Raw genomic sequence first — 23,084 nt, forward strand, 5'->3', positions numbered from 1 at the left:
GATCCGCGGGAAGGTCCCTCAGCCGCGTACGGCGGCGAGAAAGCCCCGCCAGTCCTCAGCGGACACCACCAACACGGGCGACTCGTCACCCAACTTCGAATCCCGCACCCCAACGAGCCCCACCCCGACAGCCACCTCGACACAATTGCCGGTGTCAGCGCTGCGGCTGCTCCTTCGCCAGGCGAGGCCGTTGAATGGGGCGACCTCGACGCAGTTTCCGGTCCCAGCGCTGCGGCTACCCCTTCGCCAATTCGCGCTCCGCAGGTTGTTCATCCAGCTCCTCCAGCAGCGTCTCGATCAGCGCGCTCGACCGGGCCTTGCTGAGCGCCTGACCGATGAGGCCAGCATAGACGGAGCGGGCGATCTCGATTTCAGAAGCTTCGATGAAGAGCTTGGTCCCGACCAGGGTCTCTTGATAAGCGACTGCTGGATAGGGGCTTGGCATTTCTAGCAGCACGAAGGAGCCGCGAGCACCAGGTCTGTAGCCGCGCGGGAGTGGAAGCACTCGGAGTATCACCCCGGGCTGATCGGCGACGGTGAGCAGGTGTTGGAGCTGGTTCCGCATGATCTCGGGGTCATCGAACTCTTGGCGGAGCACGGCTTCCGCCAGCACAAATGTCAGCTCCGGTCGGCGACCCGTCTGAGTGAGGAGTCCCTGGCGGCGCATCCGCAATTCGAGAACGCCAGCTCGCCTGTCGTCGGCGAGGTTCGGGACCGCTTCGATCACAGCCGCAGCGTATTCGAAGGTCTGGAGCAGGCCCGGGATCGCGTCGGTCTCATATGCGCCGACGCTGGTCGCGTGTTGTTCCAGCCAGATCAGGTCCAGGAGGCCCTGGCTTGCGTGTTCGGCGTATTCGCCCCACCACGGCACCCGGATGGTCTCCTCGAACATGCCGATCAGTTCGGCGCGGAGGTCGGAGTCGTGGCCGATCGCGTACATCTCCATGAAGGCCAGCAGGTCGCCCCGCTTCACGCCGACGTTGCCGCTCTCCATCTTCGAGATCACGGTCGAGTCCTTGCCCAGATACTTCCCCACGTCGCGGAGCGTGAAGTCGCACTCGTCCCGGATCTCCCTCAGCCGCCGACCGAGCTGCCGGGTCACGAATGTCGGGGTCGCCATACCGGACATCTTTCCCGACCGGGCACGCTGTGGCAACAGTACCCATCAAAAGATCTTGATGCTTGCAACTTGCATAAATAGGAGACGGCGATCTAACGTCGAGTGACCTGAGCCACACAGGAGGTTGCCATGATGATCGAGGACAGGTTCAGTGAGCTGCTGGAGAAGGTCGGTTGCGGCTGCGGGGTCCCGGGCTATGACGAGGAGCTGGCCTGCGAATTCAGGGTGAGCTTCTCGGCGGTCTCGCCGGAGCACGCACACGCCGTGGCATATTCCATCGCCAAGGGCATCCAGCACCTACGGGCCGGCGACGACGTCGCCTGCGGCACGGCCACCCTGCTCCTGCCGGACGGCAAGCCGGTCGACGTCTATTGCGCCGGGCGCTGCCGCCGCCCCTCCGGCCACGAGGGCGACTGCAAGGTCTAGCCGGTCGCCGCGGCCGTCGCCGGGTGGATCGCGATCAGGCCGCTGGCCAGCCGCGCCGCGCACAACTCCGCCAACTTGTCATACGCCGGCTGCCCGATCAGCGCGATCAGCTCCGGGCCGTACTCCAGATACATCGGCTGGGTGCCGGTGTGCGCCTCCGGGGACGACGTGCACCACCAGTGCAGGTCGTGCCCGCCCTCGCCCCAGCCGCGCCGGTCGAACTCCCCGACCACGTCCAGCAAAACCTTCGTGTCGTCGGGCCGCTGCACCCAGCTCTGCTCCCGCCGAATGGGCAACTGCCAGCACACGTCCGGCTTGTACTCCAGCGGGTGCACCCCGTCCCGCAACGCCTGGGCGTGCAACGCGCACCCCGCGCCGCCGGCGAACCCGGCCCGGTTCAGGAACACGCACGCGTTGTCCTCGGTCGCGGTCCGTCGGGCGGGCTTGTCCTCCAGGTCGTCCATCTCCGTGTAGTTCTTGAAGCCCTTGCGGAAGTGCTGCCACGTGTCCGGGGTGAGCTTCTTGACGGCGGCCTTCACCCGGTTCTCGTCGTCATCGTCGGTGAAGAACGCGCCGTGTGAGCAGCAGCCGTCCGGCGACCCGCCGGGGGTGATTCCATGACAACCCCGGCCGAAGATGCACGCCCACCGGGACAGCAACCAGGTCAGATCGGCCCTGACCATGTGCTCGGCGTCGCCCGGGTCCACGAACTCGATCCACTCGCGCGGAAAGTCGAGGGCCACTTCTTTCGTAGGTATTGCACGCTGCGTCACCAGGTCAGATTACGCGCAGGGCATGATGGGGCGTGTGACTGATGATGTGTTCACCGTAGATTCGTTGCGCGGCGTCGCCCTGGCCCAGGGCTGGAGCTACCGGGAGAACGACCAGGGGTTCGCCGACCGGTGGGGCGGCCCGCCGTTCGACACCTGGTCCGGCTCGAAGAGGGCCGCTGACGTGGTGTCCGGCGAGTACCGCGAACGGCCCGTTGCGGCGTTCTGCCTGCTCACCGGCGACGAGAACTTCCTGGTCATGGCCACGTCCCTGCCGGGCCGGCTGCCCAGGTTCGCCCTCGCCCCGCCGGTCGGCGCCGTCGACCCGGGCCCGTTCGGGTACGGCTTCGAGGCCGAGGACCCCGACCTCGCCCAGCGCTACGAGGTATACGCGGCCGACGCGGACCTCGCAGCCGCCGTCCTGCACGTCGAGGCCGTGGCCGTGCTCCGCAAACACCGGAGCATGGACTGGCGGATCGAGGGCCGCGACCTGCTCGCCATCGAGCGCCTCGACCGCGAGGTGTCCGAGGAGGAGCTGCTGAACACCCTCGACGCGCTGGTCACGATCGCGGCGGGCATCCCGGCGGGGCTGTTCGACCGGTACCCGACCCCGACTCCGTACCCGGCAGTCTGACCATGCGGCTCGGCGTGCTCGACGTCGGTTCCAACACCGTCCACCTGCTCGTCGTGGACGCCCACCGGGGCGGTCACCCCTGGCCGGCGCACTCCGAGAAGAGCGTCATCCGGCTCGCCGAGCACTTGGACGCACGCGGGCGGGTCACGGCGGAAGGCGCCGAAGCGCTGGTCGAGGCCGTGAAGACCGCCCGCCAGGCCGCGGAGGACAACGGCGTCGAGGAGATGCTGGCGTTCGCGACCTCCGCGCTGCGCGACGCCGGCAACGGCAAAGAGGTGCTGGCCCGGGTCAAGGCGGAGACCGGCGTGGTCCTCGGCGTGCTCAGCGGCGAGGACGAGGCCAGGCTGACGTTCCTCGCCGGCCGGCGGTGGTTCGGCTGGTCGGCCGGCAAGCTGCTGCTCCTCGACATCGGCGGCGGTTCCCTCGAACTCGCGGCCGGCGGCGACGAACTGCCCGCCGTGGCCATGTCCCTGCCGCTCGGCGCCGGCCGGCTCACCCGGAACTACGGCGACGACCTCGACGGGCTGACCGAACACGTGGAGAAACTGCTCGCGCCGGTGGTGCCGGAGCTGAAGGCGCACGGCTGGGACCGGGCGGCGGCGACGTCGAAGACGTTCCGGAGTCTGGCGCGGCTCGCCGGGGCCGCGCCGTCCCGGGCCGGGTTGTGGGCGCCGCGCACCCTGACCAGGGAGGGCGTGCACCAGGTGCTCAGTTTCATCCGGCGGATGGATCCGGCGGCGTTGGGGGAGTTGGACGGGGTCAGCCCCCGGCGGGCGCATCAGCTGGTGTCCGGGGCGGTGGTCGCGGAGGTCGCCATGCGGCAGCTCGGGGTGGAGAAGCTCGACATCTGCCCGTGGGCGTTGCGGGAGGGCATGATCCTGCGCTGGCTGGATTACGCCTGACGGCCCGGCCCGCCCCGGCCGCTCGACGGCCGGGGCCTGGCCTGCGGTGGCGTGCTCCGGGCCGGGCGGCCCCGTCTGAAGTCACCTGGACGTAACACGCCCTACACACGGTGATCATCCGGACACGGCTACCCTGGGTAGGTGACGCCGATTCCGGTCCTGCTCTCCAGTTCTTCCGTCTACCCCGAGGCCACTCCCGCCGCGTTCGAGCTCGCGGCGGGTCTCGGCTATGACGGCGTCGAGGTCATGGTGTGGACCGACGCCGTGAGCCAGGACGCCACGGCCCTGCGCCAGCTCTCCGCACACTATGGCGTGCCGGTCCTCGCCATCCACGCTCCGTGCCTTCTGGTCACCCAGCGTGTCTGGAGTCCGGATCCGTGGGAACGGCTGCGCCGGGCCGCGATCCTCGCCGAGGAGATGGGTGCGCCGACGGTCGTCGTGCATCCGCCGTTCGCCTGGCAGCGCGACTACGCCCGGACGTTCGTCGACGGCCTCGACCGGCTGACCCGCCAGCACCCCGCGGTCCGGTTCGCCGTGGAGAACATGTATCCGATCCGGATGGCGCGCCGCGAGTTCGTCCCCTACTCCCCGCACTGGGACCCGACGGAGGTCGGCTACCAGGCGTACACGCTGGATCTGTCGCACTGCGCCGCCGCCAAGATGGACGGTCTGGAGCTGCTCGGGGCGATGGGCGACGCGATGACGCACCTGCACCTCGGCGACGGCACGGGCAAGGGCACCGACGAGCACCTGGTGCCCGGCCGGGGCACCCAGCCGTGCGCGGAGGTGCTGACGGCGCTGGCCGACGGCGGGTTCACCGGGCAGGTGTCGATGGAGGTCAACACCCGCAAGGCGACGTCCCGGGCCGCCCGGGAGGCCGACCTCGCGGAGGCGCTGGCGTTCGCCCGGCGCTACCTGACGCCGTCGACGGTGCCGGCGGCCAGCTGACGAAAACGGGCCGCGCCCACCCGGCGCGGCCACCGAACCGGGCCCGCCCGTGACGGCCACCGAACCGGGCCCGGCTGCCGCGTGGCGGACCGTGCCTATGGCCGGCCGCTCCGACTAGCGGAGCGCCTCGGCCGCCACGGCCCCGACGGCCGCCTCGGGCCGGGCCGCGCCGACCGGCAGCTGCTGTGCCTGCAACTCGGCCTTCTTCCTGGCCCGGTGCGCGGCGACATGCGACCGGGTCGCGCACCGCTCGGAGCAGAACCGCCGACAGCAGTTCGACGAGGTGTCCAGGTACACGTTGCCGCACCGCTCGTCGGCGCACACCCCGAACCGGGCGCTGCCGTGCTCGCACAGCCACACCGACAGGCCCCACACCGCACCGGCCAGGTACTCCGCGCTCACCGCCTCCCCGCGACCGGTCACGTGCATGTGCCAGTCGGTGGAGTCGTGCCCGGAGATCCGGGGTTGCATCGGGTGGGCCTGCAGGAGAGCATTGAGCTCGGTGACGGCCTCGGGGTCGTTGCCCGACGTGCCGGCCTCGAAGACTCCCCGGAGCCGCTTCTGGGCGCGCCGCATGGTGACGAGGTCCCGCTCGGCGAGCTTGCTCTGCCGCCACGGGTGCCCGTCGAAGAACGCCACGAGGGCGTCCATGTCGCCCAGCGGCGCGTTGACAAGATCAACCGCAGTCTGGGCGTACTGATCGAAATCCACGCCCTAACGGTAGACAATCACCGGCGAAGTAACCAGCATCGAGCGTCACAAGTCCTTACAGTTCACACTCCTTACCCTGCCAGGTGGTCCCCCTCGCCAAAGATGGGACGACCGCCGGATACCCTTCGAACCATGCTCCGTTCGGTAATCCTCGCCGCGGCCCGCAGCAAGCGGGTCGAGCGGCTGGTCGAGAAGGCCCCGGTCAGCCGGGACGTGGTCCGCCGTTTCGTCGCGGGCAACACCACCGAAGACGCGCTGGCCGCGACCCGCGAGTTGGTCGCCGACGGTCTCGCCGTCACGCTGGACTTCCTCGGCGAGGACACGTTCACGGCGGAGCAGGCGACCGCGACGAAGGACGAGTACCTGCGGCTGCTGGCAGCGCTCGACGCCGCGGAGCTGACCCCGGAGGCCGAGGTCAGCCTGAAGCTGTCGGCGCTCGGGCAGAAGTTCGACGAGGAGCTGGCGCTGGCCAACGCGCGGGAGATCTGCGCCGCGGCGATGAAGGCCGGCACGACGGTGACCCTCGACATGGAGGACCACACCACCACGGACTCCACGCTCGACATGCTCGCCGAGCTGCGCAAGGACTTCCCGACCACGGGCGCGGTGCTCCAGTCGTACCTGCGGCGGACCGAGGCGGACTGCCGGGAGCTGGCGGTCTCCGGGTCGCGGGTGCGGCTGTGCAAGGGGGCGTACAAGGAGCCGGAGTCGGTGGCCTACCAGACGGCCCTCGACGTGGACAAGTCCTACGTGCGCTGCGTGAACACCCTGATGTCCGGTGCCGGCTACCCGATGCTCGCCACCCACGACCCGCGCCTGATCACGATCGGCGAGGACCGTTCGCGGTGGTTCGACCGCTCGGGTGACTCGTTCGAGTTCCAGATGCTCTACGGGGTCCGCCCGGAGGAGCAGCGCCGCCTGGCCCGCGACGGCTACACGGTCCGGGTCTACGTCCCCTACGGCACCGAGTGGTACGGCTACCTGATGCGCCGCCTCGCCGAGCGCCCGGCGAACCTGGGCTTCTTCGCCCGGGCCCTGGCCACCAAGAAATAGGTCCCAGCTGTCCGCCGCCCCCGGCCCGCCCCGTGCGCGCCGGGGGCGGCGTGTTTCTCGCCACGCCGGCCGCCACGCCGCCCAAGGGATGTCAACGCTTCTGTCGCCTATTGGCGGAAATACGTGCCTCGTTAGGGTTTGAGCTGCACAAATGGCAACCGTGACACACTTCGATTACGTAGAGCTATCGCGCTGGCCACACCCGCCCCGTTACCGTACAAGGAGCACGTGCGTGTCCGCTGATGGCGGCTCCGCCGTCGGCCGCCGTGTGGAAGTGCACGGACGTGCGGTGTCGTCGCCGAGCGGCCGGGAGAGGCGCAGGTGGTGGTCATGTCCGTCGCGCAGAGCGAGAGCCGGCTCGGAGAGGTGCGGTTCCTCACCGTCGCCGAGGTGGCGCTGTTGATGCGGGTCTCGAAGATGACGGTCTACAGGCTGGTGCACTCCGGGGAGCTGGCGGCCGTCCGGGTCGGACGGTCGTTCCGGGTCCCCGAGCAGGCGGTGCACACGTACCTCAAAGGGGCGTTTTCGGACTCAACCTGAGCATCCCGCCGGGCCGATTAGCCCGCCGTGGATGCTACGGCTACCCTGAACAGGTTCACCTTCCGACTCTCGAGGGGTTGCCGTATGGGCTCCGTGGTCAAGAAGCGCCGCAAGCGCATGGCTAAGAAGAAGCACCGCAAGCTGCTGCGCAAGACCCGCGTCCAGCGTCGCCGTCTCGGCAAGTGATCTCGGCGCCGGTCATTTCCGGCGCTGATCCACTTGCCATCCCCTGGGGAGCCGCCCGTGTCTGAGTCATTGGCGGCCTCCGTTCGCCCGCGCACCACGTCGGCCACCCGGCCGGCGGCTGCGGGGCACCCGTCCGGCGGCACGGTCCTGGTGACCGGGGCCGGGCGGTATCTGGGAGCACACACCGCGGCCAAGCTCGCCGCGGACGCGACGGTTCTCGCGGTGGATGTCGTTCCCCCCACGCCCGACCTGGCGAAGGTCCTGGCCGGCGCGGGGGTGGACTTCTCCGTTGTCGACCCGACTCAGGGCCCGGCGCTGGCCCAACTGCTGGACCGGGCCCGGGTCGAGACTGTGGTGCACATGGCCGTGGCGGCCATGCCGTTCCGCGACGGCGGCCGGGACGCGATGAAGGAACTCAACGTCATCGGTACGTTGCAGCTCCTCGCCGCCTGCCAGCGGGCCGAGAGCCTGCGCAAGGTGGTCGTCCGCTCCTCCAGTGCCGCGTACGGGGCATCGTCCCGCGACCCCGCGATCTTCACCGAGGACACCGAGCTGCGCGCCGTCCCGCGCGGCGGTTTCGTGAAGGACATCCTCGACATCGAGGGGTACGTGCGCGGCTTCCGTCGCCGTCGCCCCGACGCCGTGGCCACGGTGCTGCGGTTCTCCCCCTTCCTGGGCCCCACGGCCGACACGGCCCTGACCAGGTATTTCGACCAGGCCTTCGTGCCCACCGCCGCCGGTTTCGACCCCAGGGTGCAGTTCGTGCACGTGGACGACGCGCTGGAGGTCCTCCGCCGCTCGGTCGTCGAGGACCACCCGGGCGTGTTCAACGTCGCAGGCCCCGGGGTGCTGCTGCTGTCCCAGGCCATCCGGCGGGCCGGCAAGACGCCGGTCCCCGTGCCGGGCCTCGCGATGGGCGCAGTGGGACGGCTGTTCGACATCTCCATCGACCAGTTGGAGTTCCTGGTGCACGGCAGGGTGGTGGACGTGTCGCGGCTCGTCGCGGAGTACGGCTTCTCCCCCCGCTCCACGCCTGACACCTTCAAGGAGTTCGTCAGTGTCGTTCGGTGACTTCCTCCGCCGTCGGCTCGACGGCGACTACGACGTCGACGAGTTCGGCTTCGACCCGGACATGACGGAGAACGTCTTCTTCCCGCTGCTGCGCCCGCTGTACAAGAAGTGGTTCCGGGTCGAGATGATCGGCCTGGAGAACATTCCGGCCACCGGGCGGGCGCTGGTCGTCGCCAACCACTCCGGCACGATCGCCGTGGACGCGATGATGCTGTCCCTCGGCATCCATGACGAGCACCCGGAGCACCGGATGCTCCGCCTGCTGGGTGCCGACTTCGTGTTCGACACCCCGGTGCTGGGGGAGTACGCCCGCAAGTCCGGTGCGACCCTGGCCTGCAATCCCGACGCCGAGCGGCTGCTCAACACCGACGAGCTGGTGGGCGTGTTCCCCGAGGGGTTCAAGGGGGTCGGGAAGCCGTTCCGCGAGCGGTACAAGTTGCAGCGGTTCGGCCGGGGCGGCTTCGTCTCGGCGGCGCTGAAGACCCGCGCGCCGATCATCCCGGTGTCCATCGTGGGCGCAGAGGAGATCTACCCGCTGATCGGGGACATCAAGCCCCTGGCCCGGCTGCTGAAGATCCCGTACTTCCCGGTGACCCCGACGTTCCCGTGGCTCGGGCCGCTGGGTGCCGTCCCGCTGCCGAGCAAGTGGCTGATCGAGGTCGGCAAGCCGATCGAGACGGCGGACTACGCCGACGCCGTCGACGACCCCGCGGTCATCTTCAACCTGGGCGACCAGGTCCGCGAGACGATCCAGACGACCCTGGACGCGCTCCTCCTCAAGCGCCCGGATCCCTTTGCCTGAATGGGTGGGGCCCGCAGGCCAAGACGTCAGATCAACAGCTCAGATCAAGACCCTTTGACGGTTACGCCGCGTCCCTGGGCCGGCAGCGGCGGCACCTCTGTGGGGCCTCAGCCCCGCCGCCGGGCCGCCCGGATCGCCCAGATGACCGCCAGCGTGCCGAGCACCCCGGCCACCACCACCGGCGCGGTCACCTTCGCCGCCTTGCGCACGGTCCGGAAGTCGCGCACCTCCCAGCCCGCCCGGTGCGCGGCCCGGCGCAGCTTCGGGTCGGGGTTCACGGCCACGGCGTGCCCCACGCAGCTGAGCATCGGCACGTCGTTGGCCGAGTCGCTGTACGCGGTGCACCGCGCCAGGTCCAGCCCCTCCTTCGCGGCGAGCTGCCCGATCGCGAGGGGCTTCGCCGGCCCGTGCAGCAGGTCGTTGACGAGCCGGCCGGTGTAGATCCCGTCCACGACCTCGGCCTCGGTGCCCAGGGCCCCGGTGAGGCCCAGCCGGCGGGCGATGATGTCCCCCAGCTCGACCGGCGCCGCGGTGACCAGCCAGACCCGTTGGCCGGCGTCGAGGTGCAGCTGGGCGAGGGCCCGGGTGCCGGACCAGATCCGGTGCGCCATCAGCTCGTCGAAGATCTCCTCGCAGAGCCCGACCAGCTCGGAGACGTGCCGGCCGGCGACGAACGACAGCGCGGACTTCTTGGCCTCCTCGATCTCGGCCGGGTCCTCCGACCCGCCGACCCGGAACTTGACCTGGGCCCACGCGAACTTCGCGAGATCGCGGTGCGAGAAGAACCTGCGCGAGGCGAGGCCCCGGGCGAAGTAGTAGATCGACGCGCCGCGCACCATGGTGTTGTCGACGTCGAAGAAGGCCGCAGCGGTGGGGTCCTGCGGCACCGATAGGGCGGCCTCCACCTCGGCGGAGGCCCAGCCCGTTTTCATCTCCACACGTCTGAGGGTAGACCCGCTAGCCGAAAATCCCGCCGAGGATCTTCCCGACCGTATCGAGCAGCCCGCCGCCGCCACCGTTGGCGGGTGCCGCGCTGGCCGACGGGGTCGGCGTCGCACTGTTCCCGACGATGGGCAGCTTGTCCAGCGGCCCGTTGCCGCCGCCGGGGAGCATGCTCGGCACCACAGTGGGCACCACCACGACCGGGGCCTTGGTGCCCGGCTGGGAGCTGCCCGCGCCGTGCGTGGGCCGGCCCGGGGTCGGGGTGCTCTCGGTGGGCCGGCCGCCGGTCGGGCCGCACTTCTGCGGGATCGGACCCAGGTCGTCCAGGACGCTGCCGGTGCTGGTCATGCAGTTCAGCACGCCGCGCAGGCTCGCCGACCGGGTCGCCACCTCGTCGAGCAGGGTGAGCGACGTGACCGCCCGGCCCCTGTCCCCCTCGGTCCGGCTGAGCAGGTCGGCCATACCCCTGCGCTGGACGGCGACGAACGCGTCCACCGCGTCGAGGGCCGTGGCGTCCTTGCGGTCGACGGCCCCGCTGGTCAGGAGCCGGACGCCCTGGCGGGTCTCGTTGTCCATGTCGTTGAGGACCGAGCCGAGCGCGTCGGGGTCCCCGGCGATCGTGAGCGCCTCGTCCATCCGGGTCCTGGCGAACTGCAGGTAGAGCTGGCCCCTGCTGATGTCGGTGCCGGCGAGGGCCAGTTGCGCCTTCTCCGTGGACCGCTTCATCCCGTACAGGGCGTCGCCGGGATTGGCGTCGCCGCTGGCCATGCTCATGCTGGACACGGCGAGCGTGCCGGCGGCCAGGCCGGCGATGGCGGCGATCCGCACCCGCCGGCCCCGGGACGCCCGGGGAGCCTCCTCGACGGTCTGGTCCGCGGCGGTGACGCCGATGCCGTCCCGCTCGATGGTGGCCATCAGCATGGCGTGCAGGTCGCGCTTGAAGTCGGGCGCCGGGGCCGAGTCGACCGCGTGTCCGAGGCCGGTCAGCCGGTCGACGACCGGGAACATCCCGGACAGGTCCGGGTCGTACTCGGTCCGGACGTGGTGCCGGGGCCCACCGCCCTGTTCGTCCAGGAGCTGGGCGAAGCGTTCAGTCTGGCGCCGCTTGAGCAGAAATGCGTTCACCGTGCGCACCCCCATTCATTCGTGTGCCGCACCCTGACAAACTCCCTGGGCCGGCCAGGGGTTACGGCCCTGGTCACGAACGTGATTCGCATCATCTGGCGAACTTCGCATATCCCCATATTCATAGCGTGAAGCCCTCGGGGAGCAGGCGGGCCAGGGCCCGGACGGCGCGGTACTGCAGGGCCTTGATCGCGCCCTCGTTCTTTCCCATCGTCTGGGCCGTCTCGGCGACCGAGAACCCCTGGAGGAAGCGGAGCACGATGCACTCCTGCTGCTCGGGGTTGAGCTGCTTGACCGCGGTCAGCAGGGTCACGTTGGTCAGCTTGTCGATGACGGCGGCCTCGGGGCTGCCCTCGGGGCCGCGTTCCTCCCGGTCGGCGTCGAGGACGTCAGCCGTGGCGACCTCGAGCCGGTACCGGCCGGATTTGAAGTGGTCGGCCACCAGGTTCCGCGCGATGGTGACCAGCCACGCGCCCAGGTCCCTGCCCTGCCAGGTGAAGCTGCTGATCCGCTTCAGGGCGCGCAGGAACGTGTCCGAGGTCAGGTCCTCGGCCAGGGGGCGGTTGCCGACCCGGAAGTAGATGTACCGGAACACCGTGTCCACGTACCGCTCGTAGAGCATCCCGAACGCCCGCGCCTCGCCGGCCTGCGCGCGCTCGATCAGCGCCCACACCTCCGCGCCGGCGTCGCCCGGGTCGGGGCGGGCCGGCGGGGTGGGCGGCGGCTCCGGCGTACCCCCGGGAATGGCCTCCTCGGTGACCGGCGCCGTGTCGGTCGGCCCGGCGTTGCGGCGCGGCGGGGTCAGCGTGCTGCCGCCGGCGACCGGGCCGCGTGCGGCCGGCCCGGCATTGGGCCGGGGGCGGCGCACCACCCCCTCGTCGCTGCGCAGGGCGCCCGCGAGCAGGATCCGCAGGGACGTGAGCCCATCCGTCAGGGTCTGCCGCACTCCGAACACGTCGTCCGCGGGCAGCGATAGTCCGTTCACCTGTCACCCACCAGGGGACAGTGGTGGACAGATGGTGCTTCGACGGGCACAGGGGCCTCCTCAGGCGAGGGGTGTCGGGAGCGAGCACGCACTGGAATGGCCGACTCGGTGATGATACGACCGCAAATCTTCCACATGTCCGAACTCCGATACGCAGTGAAACAGTATGCTGCCGCAGCGGGTAGTCGTCGCACTTACTGTCCGTCATTTGTGGCACGACACGCCCGTACCGGAATCCGACACGCCGCACTAAATGTCTGGAATGCAAGTTTGGACCGGGTTGGTTTGGGTGAAACCTCGCATAGTGGGCGATCGAACCGGGGTTGATCAGCACGAGACCACCCAGTTGTGCCAGACTCGGCCGCGTGCACTCCCTCGATGAGCCTGAGAACCTCGCCGACCTGATCCGCCGTGCGGCGGCCCGCGACCCCGAGCGCACAGCGCTCGTCGCCGGGGCCCGCACCGTGACCTGGGGCGAGCTGGACAGTCTGGTGGACGCGACGGCCCGGGGCCTGCTGGTCCGAGCCGTGGCTCCAGGCGACCGGGTCGCGGTCATGCTACCGAACACAGTGGAGTTCGTCGCTGCCTTGTACGGCATCTGGCGGGCCGGTCTGATCGCGGTGCCGATCAATCCCTCGTACACCGACCGGGAGCGCGACCACGTCCTCGACGACTCCGGCGCGGCCCTGGTGATCGGGCTGGGCGGCGTGGACTTCGACGACATCCCGCTGACCGGGGGCCCGGTCGCTGACCCGGGCGGCGGGCTCGCCGCGCTGCTCTACACGTCCGGGACGGCGGGGATGCCCAAGGGCGCGATGCTCACCCACCGGGCGCTGATCGCCAACCACGACCAGTTGTCGCAGGTCGATCCGCCGATCGTCCGGTCGGACGACGTCGTGCTGCTGGCCGTCCCGCTCTTCCACGCCTACGGCCTGAACTCGGGCCTCGGCGCCGTCGCCTACCACGGCGCGACCGGGGTGCTCGTGGAGCGCTTCGACCCCGTCGACACCCTCGAGCAGGTGCGCCGGCAGGGCGTGACCACGATTCTCGGCGTGCCGCCGATGTACGTCGCCTGGTCGCTGCTGCCCGACCTAGCCCTCTCGCTGGACAGCCTGCGGATCTCGGTCAGCGGCGCCGCGCCGTTGGACGTCGACACCGCGCGCCGGTTCCAGGCCGCGAGCGGACACCCGATCTTCGAGGGGTACGGCCTCACGGAGACCGCCCCGGTCCTGACCAGCACCCTGGTCGGCGGCCCACCGCTGAGCGGCTCTCTCGGTCTCCGACCGAAGCGAGGCTCGATCGGCCGGCCGGTGCCCGGGGTGGAGATCATGCTCGTCGACTTCGACGGCGACGAGGTGGAACCCGGCGACCCGGGCGAGATCATGGCCAGGGGCGACAACCTCTTCGAGGGGTACTGGCCCGACCGCCGCGAGGGCCCCGACGCCGAGGGCTGGTGGCACACGGGCGACGTCGCGTACGCCGACCCGGACGGGGACCTGTTCCTCGTCGACCGGCTCGGCGAACTGATCCTCGTCTCCGGCTTCAACGTCTACCCGCACGAGGTCGAACTGGTCCTGTGTGGCCACCCGGACGTCGTCGAGGCGGCGGTGGTGGGGGTGCCGCACCCGTACACAGGGCAGACCGTGAAGGCCTATGTCGTGGTCCGCCAGCCGGTCGGGGTCGAGGAGCTGATCGCGCACTGCGAGCGGGGCCTGGCCCGGTTCAAGTGCCCGACGGCGATCGAGTTCGTGGCCGAGCTGCCGCACTCGGTGACCGGCAAGGTCCGCAAGCGGGAGCTGGGCACCCCGCGCGAGCAGTGGCGCACCGACGGCCGGGCGCTGGGCGGCGCGACCGCCGGCGAACCGGCGTCCGACCGGTCCGCCATGCCGGACGCCCGGGTCGTCGAGGGGGAGCGGTGACGCCCAGGATCACCCTGCTCACCCGGGACGGCTGCGGGATGTGCCAGCCGGCCCGCGAGGCCCTCGACCGGGTCGGGGAGCCCTGGGTGGAAGTCGACGTGAGTTCGGACATCGCCCTGGAGCGCGAGTACGGCGACCGGCTGCCCGTGGTCCTGCTCGACGGCCGGGAACATGGCTACTGGCGGGTGGAAGAGGACCGGTTGCGCCGAGATCTCGGTCACTGACGAGCCGTAATTCTTTCGTCAATGTCATACCCCGGCCTTAGCCTGCCGATGTGGGAAGACACCTGATCTGGGACTGGAACGGCACCCTCCTCGACGACATCACCCTCGTCGTGGCGGCCTGCAACGACGCGTTCGCCAGCGTCGGGGGCCCGGTGATCGACGTCGACGAGCATCGACGCAGTTTCCGCCGCCCCATCATGGATTACTACGCGGAGGCCCTCCGCCGTCCGGTCGACGCCGACGAGTTCGCCCGGCTCGACAAGATCTTCCATGACTCCTACCGGGTGGCGCTGCCCGAGTGCGAGCTGCGCGAGGGCGTCGTCGACGCGCTCACCGGCTGGGGCCCGCGCCAGTCGCTGCTGAGCATGTGGTTCCACGACGAGCTGGTGCCCTGCGTCGACGGGTATGGGCTGACGGAGTTCTTCCAGCGGATCGACGGGCTGCGCGCCGAGGTCGGCGGGGACAGTAAGGCCGCGTCGCTGGCCGCGCACCTGGGCGCGCTGGGCCTGGCCGGGGCCGACGCCGTGCTGATCGGCGACACCGTGGACGACGCGCACGCCGCGGCGTCGGTGGGTGCGGCCGTGGTGCTGGTCGGCGGCGGGTTCACCGACGCCGAGCGGCTGCGGGCGCACGGGGTGCCGTTCGCCGAGACCATCCCCGAGGCCGTGGCCCTGGCCGCAGCGTTGTAGGCCCGCTGAGGGCGACGATGCGCGCGTTGTCAGGAACCTCGCATACAACACCGGTATGCGAGAACCCTTCCGCCTTCGCCTCCCCGCCCTCAGTGGGCCGATCAGGCTAGATCAAGACCGAAGGTCAAGAGCAAGATCTATCGCAGGTAGGCCAGTACCGCCAGGACGCGGCGGTGCTGGTCGGAGTCCTGCGGCAGGTCGAGCTTGGTGAAGATGTTGCGCACGTGCTTTTCCACCGCGCCCTCCGTGACCACGAGCCGGCGGGCGACGGCGGTGTTCGAGTAGCCCTCGGCCATCAGCGCCAGGACCTCCCGCTCGCGCGGGGTCAGGGTCGCCAGGGGGTCGTTGCGCCTGCGCCGGACCATGAGCTGGGACACCACCTCGGGATCGAGGACCGTGCCGCCGCCGGCCACCCGGCGCAGCCCGTCGAGGAAGTCGTCGAGGTCGACGACCCGGTCCTTGAGCAGGTAGCCGATCGCGCCGCGCGCGTCAGCGAGCAGGTCCTCGGCGTAGGAGACCTCCACGTACTGGCTGAGCAGCAGCACCGGCGTGCCCGGCACGAGCCGGCGCGCCTCCACCGCCGCACGCAGCCCCTCGTCGGTGTGCGACGGCGGCATCCGGACGTCCACGATGGAGACGTCGGGCCGGTGTTCCACCACGGCCTCGACCAGGCTCGGCCCGTCGCCGACAGCGGCCAGTACCTCGCAGCCCGCCTCGGCCAACAGCCGGACGAGGCCCTCCCGGAGGAGGACCGCGTCATCGGCGACGACGATCCGCAAACTCGGTTCAGTCACAGGGGGACCTCAGCTACTAGGACCGTCGGCCCCCCGGGCGGGCTGTCCACGGCGAGCTCGCCGTCGACCGCGCGGAGCCGGTCTGCGAGCCCGGCCAGACCGTGCCCCTTGGCCACGTGCGCGCCACCGGTGCCGTTGTCGGTGATGATCAGGTACAGCCGATCATCCTTCCGGGTCAGCTCCAGCGTGCCGAGGGTGGCCCCCGAGTGCTTGGCGAGGTTGGTCAGCGACTCGGCGGCCGTGAAGTACAGGGCGTTCTCCAACGCGTCCGGCAGCCGCTCGGCGATCTTGATGTCCAGTTCCACCGGGACCATGGACCGGCCGGCCAGCGCGCTGAGGGCCGCGACGAGCCCCCGGTCGGCGAGCACCGGCGGAGCGATCCCCCGGGACAGCGCGCGCAGCTCGTCGAGGGTCTCGCGGGTCTGGCCGATCGCCTCCGTCAGGGTGGCGCTGACGGCCGTGGGGTCCTTCTCGAGCTGGCGCTGGGCCCTCGACAGCTCCATGGCGAGCCGGATCAGGCGCTGCTGAGGGCCGTCGTGGATGTCGCGCTCCAGCTTGCGCAGCGCCGTGGCCTCGGCGGACACCGCTGCGGCCCGGCTCTCGGTGAGGTCGGAGATCCGGCCCTGCAGCCCGGCGAGACGGGTGAGCAGGGTCTGGGCGACCCCGGCCTGGAACGCGGCGAGCCCGCGCTGCACGAACGGGGTGATCAGAAAGAACACGACGCCGGCGATGGAGTACACCCAGATCCGGTTGGCCCGGGTGTCCGCGCCGACCAGCCACTCGATCGCGACGTCGCGCTGGTCGTCGCCCTGCGGGAGGAACCGCTCCCAGAACCAGTAGGTGACGCCGCCGCCGGCCGCCGCCCAGAACGACACCGTGACGCAGAACGTCGTGATCGCGATCGGGAAGTTGATGATGCCGTGCATCAGGTCGAGCCAGCCCTGGCCCTGGCGGAGCGGCGTGAACATCCGTCTGACCCAGCCGTCGCCCGGCTGTGCCCTCACGTAGTGCGGCCGGGGCACCGGGTGGCCGAGGACCTGGCTGAGTCGCACCCGTTCGAGGTCGGCGAACGTCCGGGCCGACAACAGGGCGATCGCCAGGACCGGCCAGCCCAGGGTCACCACGACGGTGGAGATGCCGGCGCAGAAGAGTGTGAGAAGCACGACGAAGCTGAAGACGGCGATGGGAAAGCCGGTCAGCAGGTAGGCCGCGTCCCGGCCGATGTGGCGGCGGATGTTCATGCGGCTAACGCTAGGCAGCCCACGCCACGGTGCCCATCCGGCCGTCCGGCCTCTTCTGGGTGGGGTTAACCCCCGGTCCCTGTGGGGCGCGCCACGCCGAACCGCTCATATTTGTCCAGACAGATCCTACTTTCGGTAATAATTACGGCACAGTGCCCACCCGCCTTCCGGTGCGAGCCCGAGAATGGAGGGCCTAGTGCCGCGGGGGCATACCTCGAGCTCACGACGTGGGTGGGTGGGCGCTGTCCCGGCTTTCGGCGCCCTGAGGCTCCACACTGAGAGTGTGGTCTCCGGCACATCCCGTGACCCGTTGTCAAGATCGCGATTTGTGCACTCGTTCACAAGCGCATACGCTGTCTGCGCGAGGAGCCCCGATAGCACAGATCAACATCGTGCTGGGTGCGGGGGTCCGAAGTCCCCGTCGTCACGGAGTCAGATGAGCCAGCAGCGCACCGGCAGCCCGGGTAACACACCCGGCACACCGGACTTCCCGGATATCCCGGAGGCGACCGTCGCGCGCCTTCCGGAGTACCTTCGGGCCCTGCACAGCCTCGCCGAAGCCGGTCATGACACCGCGTCGAGCGAGTCCCTGGCGGTGGCGGCCGGCGTCAACTCGGCGAAGCTCCGCAAGGACCTCTCCCACCTGGGCTCCAACGGCACCCGGGGGGTCGGCTACAACGTCGAGCGCCTGATCGGCCAGATCGAGCACGTGCTCGGCCTGACCACGCTGCGGGCCGTCGCCCTGGTCGGCGTCGGTAACCTCGGCCACGCCCTCGCCGGCTACTCCGGCTTCACCACCCGCGGCTTCCACATCGCCGCCCTCTTCGACGCGGACCCCACCCGGGTCGGCGAGAGGATCAACAACCTGGTCGTGCGGCACATCGACGAACTCGCGGCCGTCGTGGACACCTGCCGGATCGCGATCGGCGTCATCGCCACCCCTGCGCACGCCGCCCAGGGGGTCGCGGATGTGCTGGTCAACTCAGGTGTGACCAGCATCCTCAACTTCGCGCCGTGCGTCCTGTCCGTGCCCGATGGCGTGGATGTCCGCAAGGTCGATCTGGCAGTAGAGTTGCAGATCCTCTCGTTCCACGAGCACCGTAAGGCAGCACTGACCGGGACGGTGACCCTGTGAACCCGTTAGTCGTCGGGGTGTCCTACCGGACCGCCCCCGTCAGCCTGCTCGAGCGGGTCGCCGTCGCGGCCGACGCCGTGCCGGGGGTCCTCCGCGACCTGCTGGCCCAGCAGGCCGTCAGCGAGGCCGTGATCCTGTCGACCTGCAACCGGGTCGAGATCTACGCCGGCGTCTCCGCCTTCCACGCCGGCCTCCTCGAACTCTCCACGGTCCTCGCCGAGCACGCCGGGGTGCCGATCGAGGAGCTCGTCGAACACCTCTACGTCCGCTACGACGACGAGGCCGTCCGGCACGCCTACCGCCTGGCCGCCGGCCTGGACTCCATGGTCGTCGGCGAGGCGCAGATCCTCGGCCAGCTCCGCGAGTCCTACCGCGTGGCCACCAGCGAGGACTCAGCCGGCCGGGTGCTGCACGAGCTGCTGCAGTCCGCGCTGCGGGTAGGCAAGCGGGTGCACGCCGAGACCGGCATCGACCGGGCCGGCCAGAGCGTCGTCACGGCGGCCCTGGAGTTGGGCGCCGCCGAGTCCGGCCTGGAGCCGGCGAACGCGAACGTGCTGGTCATCGGTGCCGGCGCGATGGGCGCGTTGGCCTGCGCGACCCTCCAGCGCGCGGGCGTGGCCCAGCTCGTCGTCGCCAACCGGACCCTGGACAAGGCCCAGCGGCTCGCCGACTCCTACGGCGGCACCGCGATCGACTTCACCGGGCTGCCCGCGGCCATGGCCGCCGCCGACATCGTGCTGAGCGCCACCGCGTCCTCCGGGCACGTGCTGTCCGCGACCGCCGAGCCGGGCGCGGCCTGGACCCTCGACCCCGGTGCGGGCGCGGCCCCGGGCGCCGCCGGGCCGCTGGGCTCCAAGCTGATCCTCGACCTGGCCGTGCCGCGCGACGTCGACCCGGCGCTCGGCGAGCTCGACGACGTCATCCTGCTCGACATCGAGCGGCTCGGCTCCGCGCTGGCCGGCCACACGAGTAGCACGGACGTCGCCGCCGCCGAGTTGATCGTCGACGACGAGGTCTCCGGCTACACGGCCTGGCTGCGTGGGGCCGAGGTCGCCCCGACCGTCGCGGCGCTGCGGGCCCGGGCCGACGACGTGATGGCCACCGAGCTGCGCCGCCTCGACCAGCGCCGGCCCGAGCTGACCGACGAGGTCCGCTCGGAGATCGCCCGGACGGTGCACCGCGTCGTCCAGCAGCTCCTGCACCAGCCCACGGTCCGGGTGCGTCAACTGGCGGCGGAGCCGGGCGGTGCGCAGTACGCGGCGCTGGTCCGCGAGCTCTTCGCCCTCGACGTCACCTCGGACAGCGTGCAAGAAGCCCTGGGGGGTAAAGAGTGACGCTTCGTCTTGGTACTCGCGGCAGCGCGCTGGCCCTCGCCCAGTCGGGCCTGGTCGCCGCGGCCGTGGAGAAGGCCACCGGCCGCAAGGTCGAGCTGGTCGAGATCGTCACGCCCGGCGACCGCTCGGCTGCCCCGGTCGCGCAGCTCGGCGTGGGCGTGTTCGTGTCGGCCCTGCGGGACGCGCTGCTGGCCAAGGACATCGACTTCGCGGTGCACTCGTACAAGGACCTGCCGACCGCGCCCGCCGACGGCCTGGTGATCGCCGCGATCCCGGCCCGCGAGGACGCCCGCGACGCCCTGGTCGCCCGGGACAACCTGACGCTGACCGAGCTGCCGTCCGGCGCCCGGATCGGCACCGGAGCCGTGCGGCGGATCGCGCAGATCAACGCGCTGCGGCTCGGCTTCGAGCTGGTCCCGATCCGCGGCAACGTCGACACCCGGATCTCCAAGGTCACCTCGGGCGAGCTCGACGCCGTCATCCTGGCCCGCGCCGGCATCGCCCGGCTGGGCCGCACCAGTGAGATCACCGAGAGCCTCGACCCGATGCTGCTCCTGCCGGCCCCCGCACAGGGCGCGCTGGCCGTGGAGTGCCGGTCCGCGGACCTCGACCTGGCCGCGGCGCTCGCGGCCCTCGATCACCCGTCCACCCGGGCGGCCGTCACGGCCGAACGGGCCCTGCTGGCGGCCCTGGAGGCCGGCTGCAGCGCCCCGGTCGCCGGCCTCGCCGAGGTCACGGACGACGAAGAGATTTACCTGCGCGGTGGGGTGTTCAGCCCGGATGGCACAGACGCCATCCGACTGTCGGCCACCGGGACGCTCACCGACGCCGAAGGTGTGGGACGACGGCTCGCCGCCGACCTGCTCGCCGACGGCGCCAACAATGTACTGGGGAGTGCAGCATGACCCGCACCCGTAAGTCCGTCGGCCGGATCACCTTCGTCGGGGCCGGCCCCGGCGACCCAGGTCTGCTCACCAGGCGCGCCTGGGACGCCCTGACCGAGGCCGACCACATCGTGTACGACAGGGGCGTCCCCGAGGCGCTGCTGTCCGTGCTGCGCACCGCCGTGGCCCCCGAGGCCGAGGACGCGCACGGCCCGGAGTTCTCCCCGGCGGAGGGCGTGCCCGGCGACGTCGCCAAGGTGCTGCTGTCGGCGGCCCGCTCCGGGCTGCGCGCCGTGCACCTGGTGACCGGTGACCCGTTCGGCCACGACTCGGTGGTCAAGGAGGTCCAGGCCGTGGCCAGGACCGCCGTCCCGTTCGAGGTCGTCCCGGGTGTCGGGCAGGCGTCCGGCGTCGCGACGTACGCCGGTGTGCCGCTCGGTACCGCCCGCACGACCGTGGACGTCGACGACGTGGCCACCCTCGACTTCGAGGCCCTCGCGGCGGCGGTGGCCCGTGGCGGTCTGGCCGTGGCGGTCGACGCCGGCGACCTGGGCCAGATCCGTGACGGCCTGCTGGCCGCCGGGGTCGAGGGCTCCTCGCCGATCGCGGTGACCGGGGACGGCACGGGCGAGACGCAGTACACGACGGCTTCGGTGGTGGACAGCTTCGTCGAGGCGGCGCTGGGCTTCTCGGGCCGGGTCGTGCTGACCCTGGGCCACGGGGTCAAGGAGCGCGACAAGCTCGGCTGGTGGGAGAACCGCCCGCTGTACGGCTGGAAGGTCCTGGTGCCCCGCACCAAGGAGCAGGCCGGCGTGATGAGCGCGAAGCTCCGCGCGTACGGCGCGATCCCGTGCGAGGTGCCGACGATCGCCGTCGAGCCGCCGCGCACCCCGGCCCAGATGGAGCGGGCGATCAAGGGCCTGGTCGACGGCCGGTACGCCTGGGTCGTCTTCACCAGCGTCAACGCGGTCCGCGCCGTGTGGGAGAAGTTCGCCGAGCACGGCCTGGACGCCCGGCACTTCGGCGGCGTGAAGATCGCCTGCATCGGCGAGGCCACGGCCGACGCGGTGCGCGCGTTCGGCATCCAGCCGGAGCTGGTGCCGGCGGGCGAGCAGTCCTCCGACGGCCTGCTGGCCGAGTTCGCCCCGTTCGACGAGGTCCTCGACCCGGTGGGCCGGGTGCTGCTGCCCCGCGCGGACATCGCGACCGAGACCCTGGCCGCCGGGCTGACCGAGCGCGGCTGGGAGGTGGACGACGTCACGGCCTACCGGACCGTGCGGGCCGCCCCGCCGCCGGCCGACATCCGCGACGCCATCAAGTCGGGCGGGTTCGACGCGGTCCTCTTCACCTCGTCCTCCACAGTGCGCAACCTGGTGGGTATCGCCGGCAAGCCGCACGCCCGTACTGTGGTGGCTGTGATCGGACCGAAGACCTCGGACACCGCGACGGAGTTCGGCCTGCGCGTCGACGTGCAGCCCGACCACGCCGCCGTGCCGGACCTGGTCGAGGCCCTGGCGCAGTACGCGGTCGAACTGCGCGACAAGCTCGCGGCGATGCCCGCCAAGCAGCGGCGCGGCTCGAAGGTGCAGGGCCCGACGGCTCTGCGGTTCCGCTAGGCACCTCTCCCGGAGGACCGGATGTCGTTCCCGAATATTCGTCCGAGAAGGCTCAGGACCAGCCCGGCCATGCGCCGGCTGGTCAGCGAGACCCGGCTGAGCCCGGCGGAGTTCGTGCTGCCGCTGTTCGTGAAGGAGGGGCTCACCGAGCCCCGCCCGATCGCCTCGATGCCCGGGGTCGTGCAGCACTCGCGGGACTCGCTGCGCAAGGCCGCCGTCGAGGCGGTCCAGGCCGGCGTCGGCGGACTGATGCTGTTCGGGGTGCCGGAGAACCGGGACCCCGAGGGCTCGGGCGGCGTCGATCCGGGCGGCATCCTGAACGTGGCGATCCGCGACGTCATCCGCGAGGTCGGCGACGCCACGGTCGTCATGAGCGACCTGTGCCTGGACGAGTTCACCTCGCACGGGCACTGCGGCGTGCTCGACGCGTCGGGTGAGGTCGACAACGACAGGACCCTTCAGCTGTACGGGGAGATGGCGCTCGCCCAGGCCGCCGCCGGGGTGCACGTCCTCGGCCCGTCCGGGATGATGGACGGCCAGGTCGGGGCGGTCCGGGCCGCGCTCGATGGTGCGGGCTACCAGGACCGGACGATCCTGGCGTACGCCGCGAAGTACGCCTCGGCGTTCTTCGGCCCCTTCCGGGACGCCGTGGAGTCCGAGCTCGACGGCGACCGGCGCACGTACCAGCAGGACCCGGGGAACCTCCGCGAGGCGCTCCGCGAGGTGGAGTTGGACATCGCCGAGGGCGCGGACATGGTCATGGTCAAGCCGGCGGGGGCGTACCTCGACGTGATCTCCGCCGTGGCCGAGCGGGTCACGGTGCCGGTCGCCGCGTACCAGGTGTCCGGCGAGTACGCGATGGTCGAGGCCGCCGCCGCGAACGGCTGGATCGACCGCGAGCGGGCGATGATGGAGAGCCTGACGGCGATCAGGCGGGCCGGCGCCCAGATCACGCTCACCTACTGGGCCGTCGACGCCGCCCGCCTCCTCCGCGACCACTACTGAGCCCGACCGGTTGGGGCACTCCGGTCCG

Annotated in this window: 26 protein-coding genes; 17 read left to right on the forward strand and 9 right to left on the reverse strand. The window is 71.0% G+C overall.

Going from position 1 to position 23,084, the window contains the following annotated elements; genetic code table 11:
• Window positions 1-18 precede the first annotated feature (18 nt).
• Together IW245_RS30265 and IW245_RS30270 are read right to left on the reverse strand one after the other, a co-directional pair.
• Window positions 19-273, reverse strand: coding sequence for a DUF397 domain-containing protein (locus IW245_RS30265; RefSeq protein ID WP_197006541.1), 255 nt, complete (start codon window positions 271-273; stop codon window positions 19-21).
• Window positions 236-1,120 (reverse strand): Scr1 family TA system antitoxin-like transcriptional regulator, encoded by an 885-nt coding sequence (locus IW245_RS30270; RefSeq protein ID WP_197006542.1) that lies wholly within the window; start codon window positions 1,118-1,120, stop codon window positions 236-238. Before IW245_RS30270 ends, IW245_RS30265 begins: the two co-directional genes overlap by 38 nt.
• 129 nt (window positions 1,121-1,249) lie before the next feature.
• Between IW245_RS30270 and IW245_RS30275 the strand changes: the two genes are divergently transcribed.
• A complete protein-coding gene (locus IW245_RS30275) occupies window positions 1,250-1,546 on the forward strand; it encodes a hypothetical protein (RefSeq protein WP_197006543.1) in 297 nt (98 codons plus the stop codon).
• Here the strand turns inward: IW245_RS30275 and IW245_RS30280 are convergent.
• Complete coding sequence (locus IW245_RS30280; protein WP_233472813.1) at window positions 1,543-2,319, reverse strand: DUF3109 family protein; 777 nt, start codon at window positions 2,317-2,319, stop codon at window positions 1,543-1,545. The genes IW245_RS30275 and IW245_RS30280 overlap by 4 nt on opposite strands.
• Window positions 2,320-2,353: 34 nt before the next feature.
• On the opposite strand from IW245_RS30280, the gene IW245_RS30285 reads away from it, so the two are divergent.
• The 3 genes from IW245_RS30285 (at window position 2,354) to IW245_RS30295 (ending at window position 4,800) form a co-directional block, all read left to right on the forward strand.
• On the forward strand, window positions 2,354-2,950 hold the full coding sequence (locus IW245_RS30285; protein WP_197006544.1) for a type III secretion system chaperone family protein: 597 nt from the start codon (window positions 2,354-2,356) through the stop codon (window positions 2,948-2,950).
• A gap of 2 nt (window positions 2,951-2,952) precedes the next feature.
• Window positions 2,953-3,852: a Ppx/GppA phosphatase family protein gene (locus IW245_RS30290; protein ID WP_197006545.1), complete on the forward strand. Its 900-nt coding sequence runs from the start codon at window positions 2,953-2,955 to the stop codon at window positions 3,850-3,852.
• A 141-nt stretch (window positions 3,853-3,993) separates the two neighbouring features.
• Window positions 3,994-4,800 carry a sugar phosphate isomerase/epimerase family protein gene (locus tag IW245_RS30295; protein WP_197006546.1) on the forward strand — a complete coding sequence of 269 codons (807 nt, stop codon included), beginning with the start codon at window positions 3,994-3,996 and terminating at the stop codon, window positions 4,798-4,800.
• A gap of 114 nt (window positions 4,801-4,914) precedes the next feature.
• Here the strand turns inward: IW245_RS30295 and IW245_RS30300 are convergent, their stop codons facing one another.
• A complete protein-coding gene (locus IW245_RS30300; protein ID WP_197006547.1) occupies window positions 4,915-5,511 on the reverse strand; it encodes a CGNR zinc finger domain-containing protein in 597 nt (198 codons plus the stop codon).
• Between the two features lie 132 nt (window positions 5,512-5,643).
• Between IW245_RS30300 and IW245_RS30305 the strand changes: the two genes are divergently transcribed.
• The 5 genes from IW245_RS30305 to IW245_RS30325 all read left to right on the forward strand — a co-directional run bounded on the left by IW245_RS30305 (window position 5,644) and on the right by IW245_RS30325 (window position 9,163).
• Complete coding sequence (locus IW245_RS30305) at window positions 5,644-6,564, forward strand: proline dehydrogenase family protein (RefSeq protein ID WP_197006548.1); 921 nt, start codon at window positions 5,644-5,646, stop codon at window positions 6,562-6,564.
• Between the two features lie 330 nt (window positions 6,565-6,894).
• The gene (locus tag IW245_RS30310; RefSeq protein WP_197006549.1) at window positions 6,895-7,104 is read left to right on the forward strand and encodes a helix-turn-helix domain-containing protein; all 210 of its coding nucleotides are present in this window, start codon (window positions 6,895-6,897) and stop codon (window positions 7,102-7,104) included.
• Window positions 7,105-7,188: 84 nt separating this feature from the next.
• Complete coding sequence (locus IW245_RS30315; RefSeq protein WP_007465623.1) at window positions 7,189-7,290, forward strand: 30S ribosomal protein bS22; 102 nt, start codon at window positions 7,189-7,191, stop codon at window positions 7,288-7,290.
• Window positions 7,291-7,440: 150 nt separating this feature from the next.
• Entirely contained in the window at window positions 7,441-8,361 is a 921-nt protein-coding gene (locus IW245_RS30320) for an NAD-dependent epimerase/dehydratase family protein (protein ID WP_233472871.1), read from the forward strand.
• Entirely contained in the window at window positions 8,348-9,163 is an 816-nt protein-coding gene (locus tag IW245_RS30325) for a lysophospholipid acyltransferase family protein (RefSeq protein ID WP_233472811.1), read from the forward strand. The genes IW245_RS30320 and IW245_RS30325 overlap by 14 nt, the downstream gene beginning before the upstream one ends.
• A 107-nt stretch (window positions 9,164-9,270) precedes the next feature.
• On the opposite strand, the gene IW245_RS30330 is transcribed toward IW245_RS30325, so the two are convergent.
• From IW245_RS30330 to IW245_RS30340, 3 genes are all read right to left on the reverse strand, one after another.
• Window positions 9,271-10,095: an HAD family hydrolase gene (locus IW245_RS30330; protein WP_197008756.1), complete on the reverse strand. Its 825-nt coding sequence runs from the start codon at window positions 10,093-10,095 to the stop codon at window positions 9,271-9,273.
• A gap of 25 nt (window positions 10,096-10,120) precedes the next feature.
• Entirely contained in the window at window positions 10,121-11,230 is a 1,110-nt protein-coding gene (locus tag IW245_RS41085) for a DUF5667 domain-containing protein (RefSeq protein WP_233472809.1), read from the reverse strand.
• Between the two features lie 121 nt (window positions 11,231-11,351).
• Window positions 11,352-12,215: an ECF subfamily RNA polymerase sigma factor, BldN family gene (locus IW245_RS30340; protein ID WP_233472807.1), complete on the reverse strand. Its 864-nt coding sequence runs from the start codon at window positions 12,213-12,215 to the stop codon at window positions 11,352-11,354.
• A 365-nt stretch (window positions 12,216-12,580) separates the two neighbouring features.
• Here IW245_RS30340 and IW245_RS30345 point away from each other — a divergent pair, with 365 nt between their 5' ends.
• The 3 genes from IW245_RS30345 to IW245_RS30355 are packed head-to-tail and all read left to right on the forward strand — an operon-like array spanning window position 12,581 to window position 15,047.
• Window positions 12,581-14,134: an AMP-binding protein gene (locus tag IW245_RS30345; protein ID WP_197006551.1), complete on the forward strand. Its 1,554-nt coding sequence runs from the start codon at window positions 12,581-12,583 to the stop codon at window positions 14,132-14,134.
• Window positions 14,131-14,358, forward strand: coding sequence for a glutaredoxin family protein (locus tag IW245_RS30350; RefSeq protein WP_197006552.1), 228 nt, complete (start codon window positions 14,131-14,133; stop codon window positions 14,356-14,358). The genes IW245_RS30345 and IW245_RS30350 overlap by 4 nt, the downstream gene beginning before the upstream one ends.
• A 50-nt stretch (window positions 14,359-14,408) precedes the next feature.
• Window positions 14,409-15,047, forward strand: coding sequence for an HAD family hydrolase (locus IW245_RS30355; protein WP_197006553.1), 639 nt, complete (start codon window positions 14,409-14,411; stop codon window positions 15,045-15,047).
• A gap of 137 nt (window positions 15,048-15,184) precedes the next feature.
• Here IW245_RS30355 and IW245_RS30360 read toward each other — a convergent pair whose 3' ends face one another.
• Both IW245_RS30360 and IW245_RS30365 read right to left on the reverse strand, forming a co-directional pair.
• Window positions 15,185-15,826, reverse strand: a complete 642-nt coding sequence (locus tag IW245_RS30360) for a response regulator (RefSeq protein WP_197008758.1) — start codon at window positions 15,824-15,826, stop codon at window positions 15,185-15,187.
• A gap of 11 nt (window positions 15,827-15,837) precedes the next feature.
• Window positions 15,838-17,082, reverse strand: a complete 1,245-nt coding sequence (locus IW245_RS30365) for a sensor histidine kinase (RefSeq protein ID WP_197006554.1) — start codon at window positions 17,080-17,082, stop codon at window positions 15,838-15,840.
• A gap of 436 nt (window positions 17,083-17,518) precedes the next feature.
• Here IW245_RS30365 and IW245_RS30370 point away from each other — a divergent pair, with 436 nt between their 5' ends.
• The 5 genes from IW245_RS30370 to hemB are packed head-to-tail and all read left to right on the forward strand — an operon-like array spanning window position 17,519 to window position 23,056.
• Window positions 17,519-18,217 (forward strand): redox-sensing transcriptional repressor Rex, encoded by a 699-nt coding sequence (locus tag IW245_RS30370; RefSeq protein WP_197006555.1) that lies wholly within the window; start codon window positions 17,519-17,521, stop codon window positions 18,215-18,217.
• On the forward strand, window positions 18,214-19,551 hold the full coding sequence (locus tag IW245_RS30375; RefSeq protein ID WP_197006556.1) for a glutamyl-tRNA reductase: 1,338 nt from the start codon (window positions 18,214-18,216) through the stop codon (window positions 19,549-19,551). Before IW245_RS30370 ends, IW245_RS30375 begins: the two co-directional genes overlap by 4 nt.
• On the forward strand, window positions 19,548-20,456 hold the full coding sequence (gene hemC, locus IW245_RS30380) for a hydroxymethylbilane synthase (RefSeq protein ID WP_197006557.1): 909 nt from the start codon (window positions 19,548-19,550) through the stop codon (window positions 20,454-20,456). The genes IW245_RS30375 and hemC overlap by 4 nt, the downstream gene beginning before the upstream one ends.
• Window positions 20,453-22,051 (forward strand): bifunctional uroporphyrinogen-III C-methyltransferase/uroporphyrinogen-III synthase, encoded by a 1,599-nt coding sequence (locus tag IW245_RS30385; RefSeq protein ID WP_197006558.1) that lies wholly within the window; start codon window positions 20,453-20,455, stop codon window positions 22,049-22,051. The genes hemC and IW245_RS30385 overlap by 4 nt, the downstream gene beginning before the upstream one ends.
• A gap of 21 nt (window positions 22,052-22,072) precedes the next feature.
• Window positions 22,073-23,056, forward strand: coding sequence for a porphobilinogen synthase (gene hemB, locus IW245_RS30390; protein WP_197006559.1), 984 nt, complete (start codon window positions 22,073-22,075; stop codon window positions 23,054-23,056).
• Window positions 23,057-23,084: the final 28 nt, after the last annotated feature.

Source organism: Longispora fulva (genome assembly GCF_015751905.1).
In the GTDB taxonomy this organism is placed as follows: domain Bacteria; phylum Actinomycetota; class Actinomycetes; order Mycobacteriales; family Micromonosporaceae; genus Longispora; species Longispora fulva.

Coding starts and splice junctions, on each gene's coding strand:
- IW245_RS30385 (WP_197006558.1), top strand. CDS start 20,453: ATGACCCGCACCCGTAAGTCCGTCGGCCGGATCACCTTCGTCGGGGCC.
- IW245_RS30265 (WP_197006541.1), bottom strand. CDS start 273: ATGAACAACCTGCGGAGCGCGAATTGGCGAAGGGGTAGCCGCAGCGCT.
- IW245_RS30330 (WP_197008756.1), bottom strand. CDS start 10,095: ATGAAAACGGGCTGGGCCTCCGCCGAGGTGGAGGCCGCCCTATCGGTG.
- IW245_RS30365 (WP_197006554.1), bottom strand. CDS start 17,082: ATGAACATCCGCCGCCACATCGGCCGGGACGCGGCCTACCTGCTGACC.
- IW245_RS30275 (WP_197006543.1), top strand. CDS start 1,250: ATGATGATCGAGGACAGGTTCAGTGAGCTGCTGGAGAAGGTCGGTTGC.
- IW245_RS30315 (WP_007465623.1), top strand. CDS start 7,189: ATGGGCTCCGTGGTCAAGAAGCGCCGCAAGCGCATGGCTAAGAAGAAG.
- hemB (WP_197006559.1), top strand. CDS start 22,073: ATGTCGTTCCCGAATATTCGTCCGAGAAGGCTCAGGACCAGCCCGGCC.
- IW245_RS30310 (WP_197006549.1), top strand. CDS start 6,895: ATGTCCGTCGCGCAGAGCGAGAGCCGGCTCGGAGAGGTGCGGTTCCTC.
- IW245_RS30290 (WP_197006545.1), top strand. CDS start 2,953: ATGCGGCTCGGCGTGCTCGACGTCGGTTCCAACACCGTCCACCTGCTC.
- IW245_RS30370 (WP_197006555.1), top strand. CDS start 17,519: ATGAGCCAGCAGCGCACCGGCAGCCCGGGTAACACACCCGGCACACCG.
- IW245_RS30270 (WP_197006542.1), bottom strand. CDS start 1,120: ATGGCGACCCCGACATTCGTGACCCGGCAGCTCGGTCGGCGGCTGAGG.
- IW245_RS30305 (WP_197006548.1), top strand. CDS start 5,644: ATGCTCCGTTCGGTAATCCTCGCCGCGGCCCGCAGCAAGCGGGTCGAG.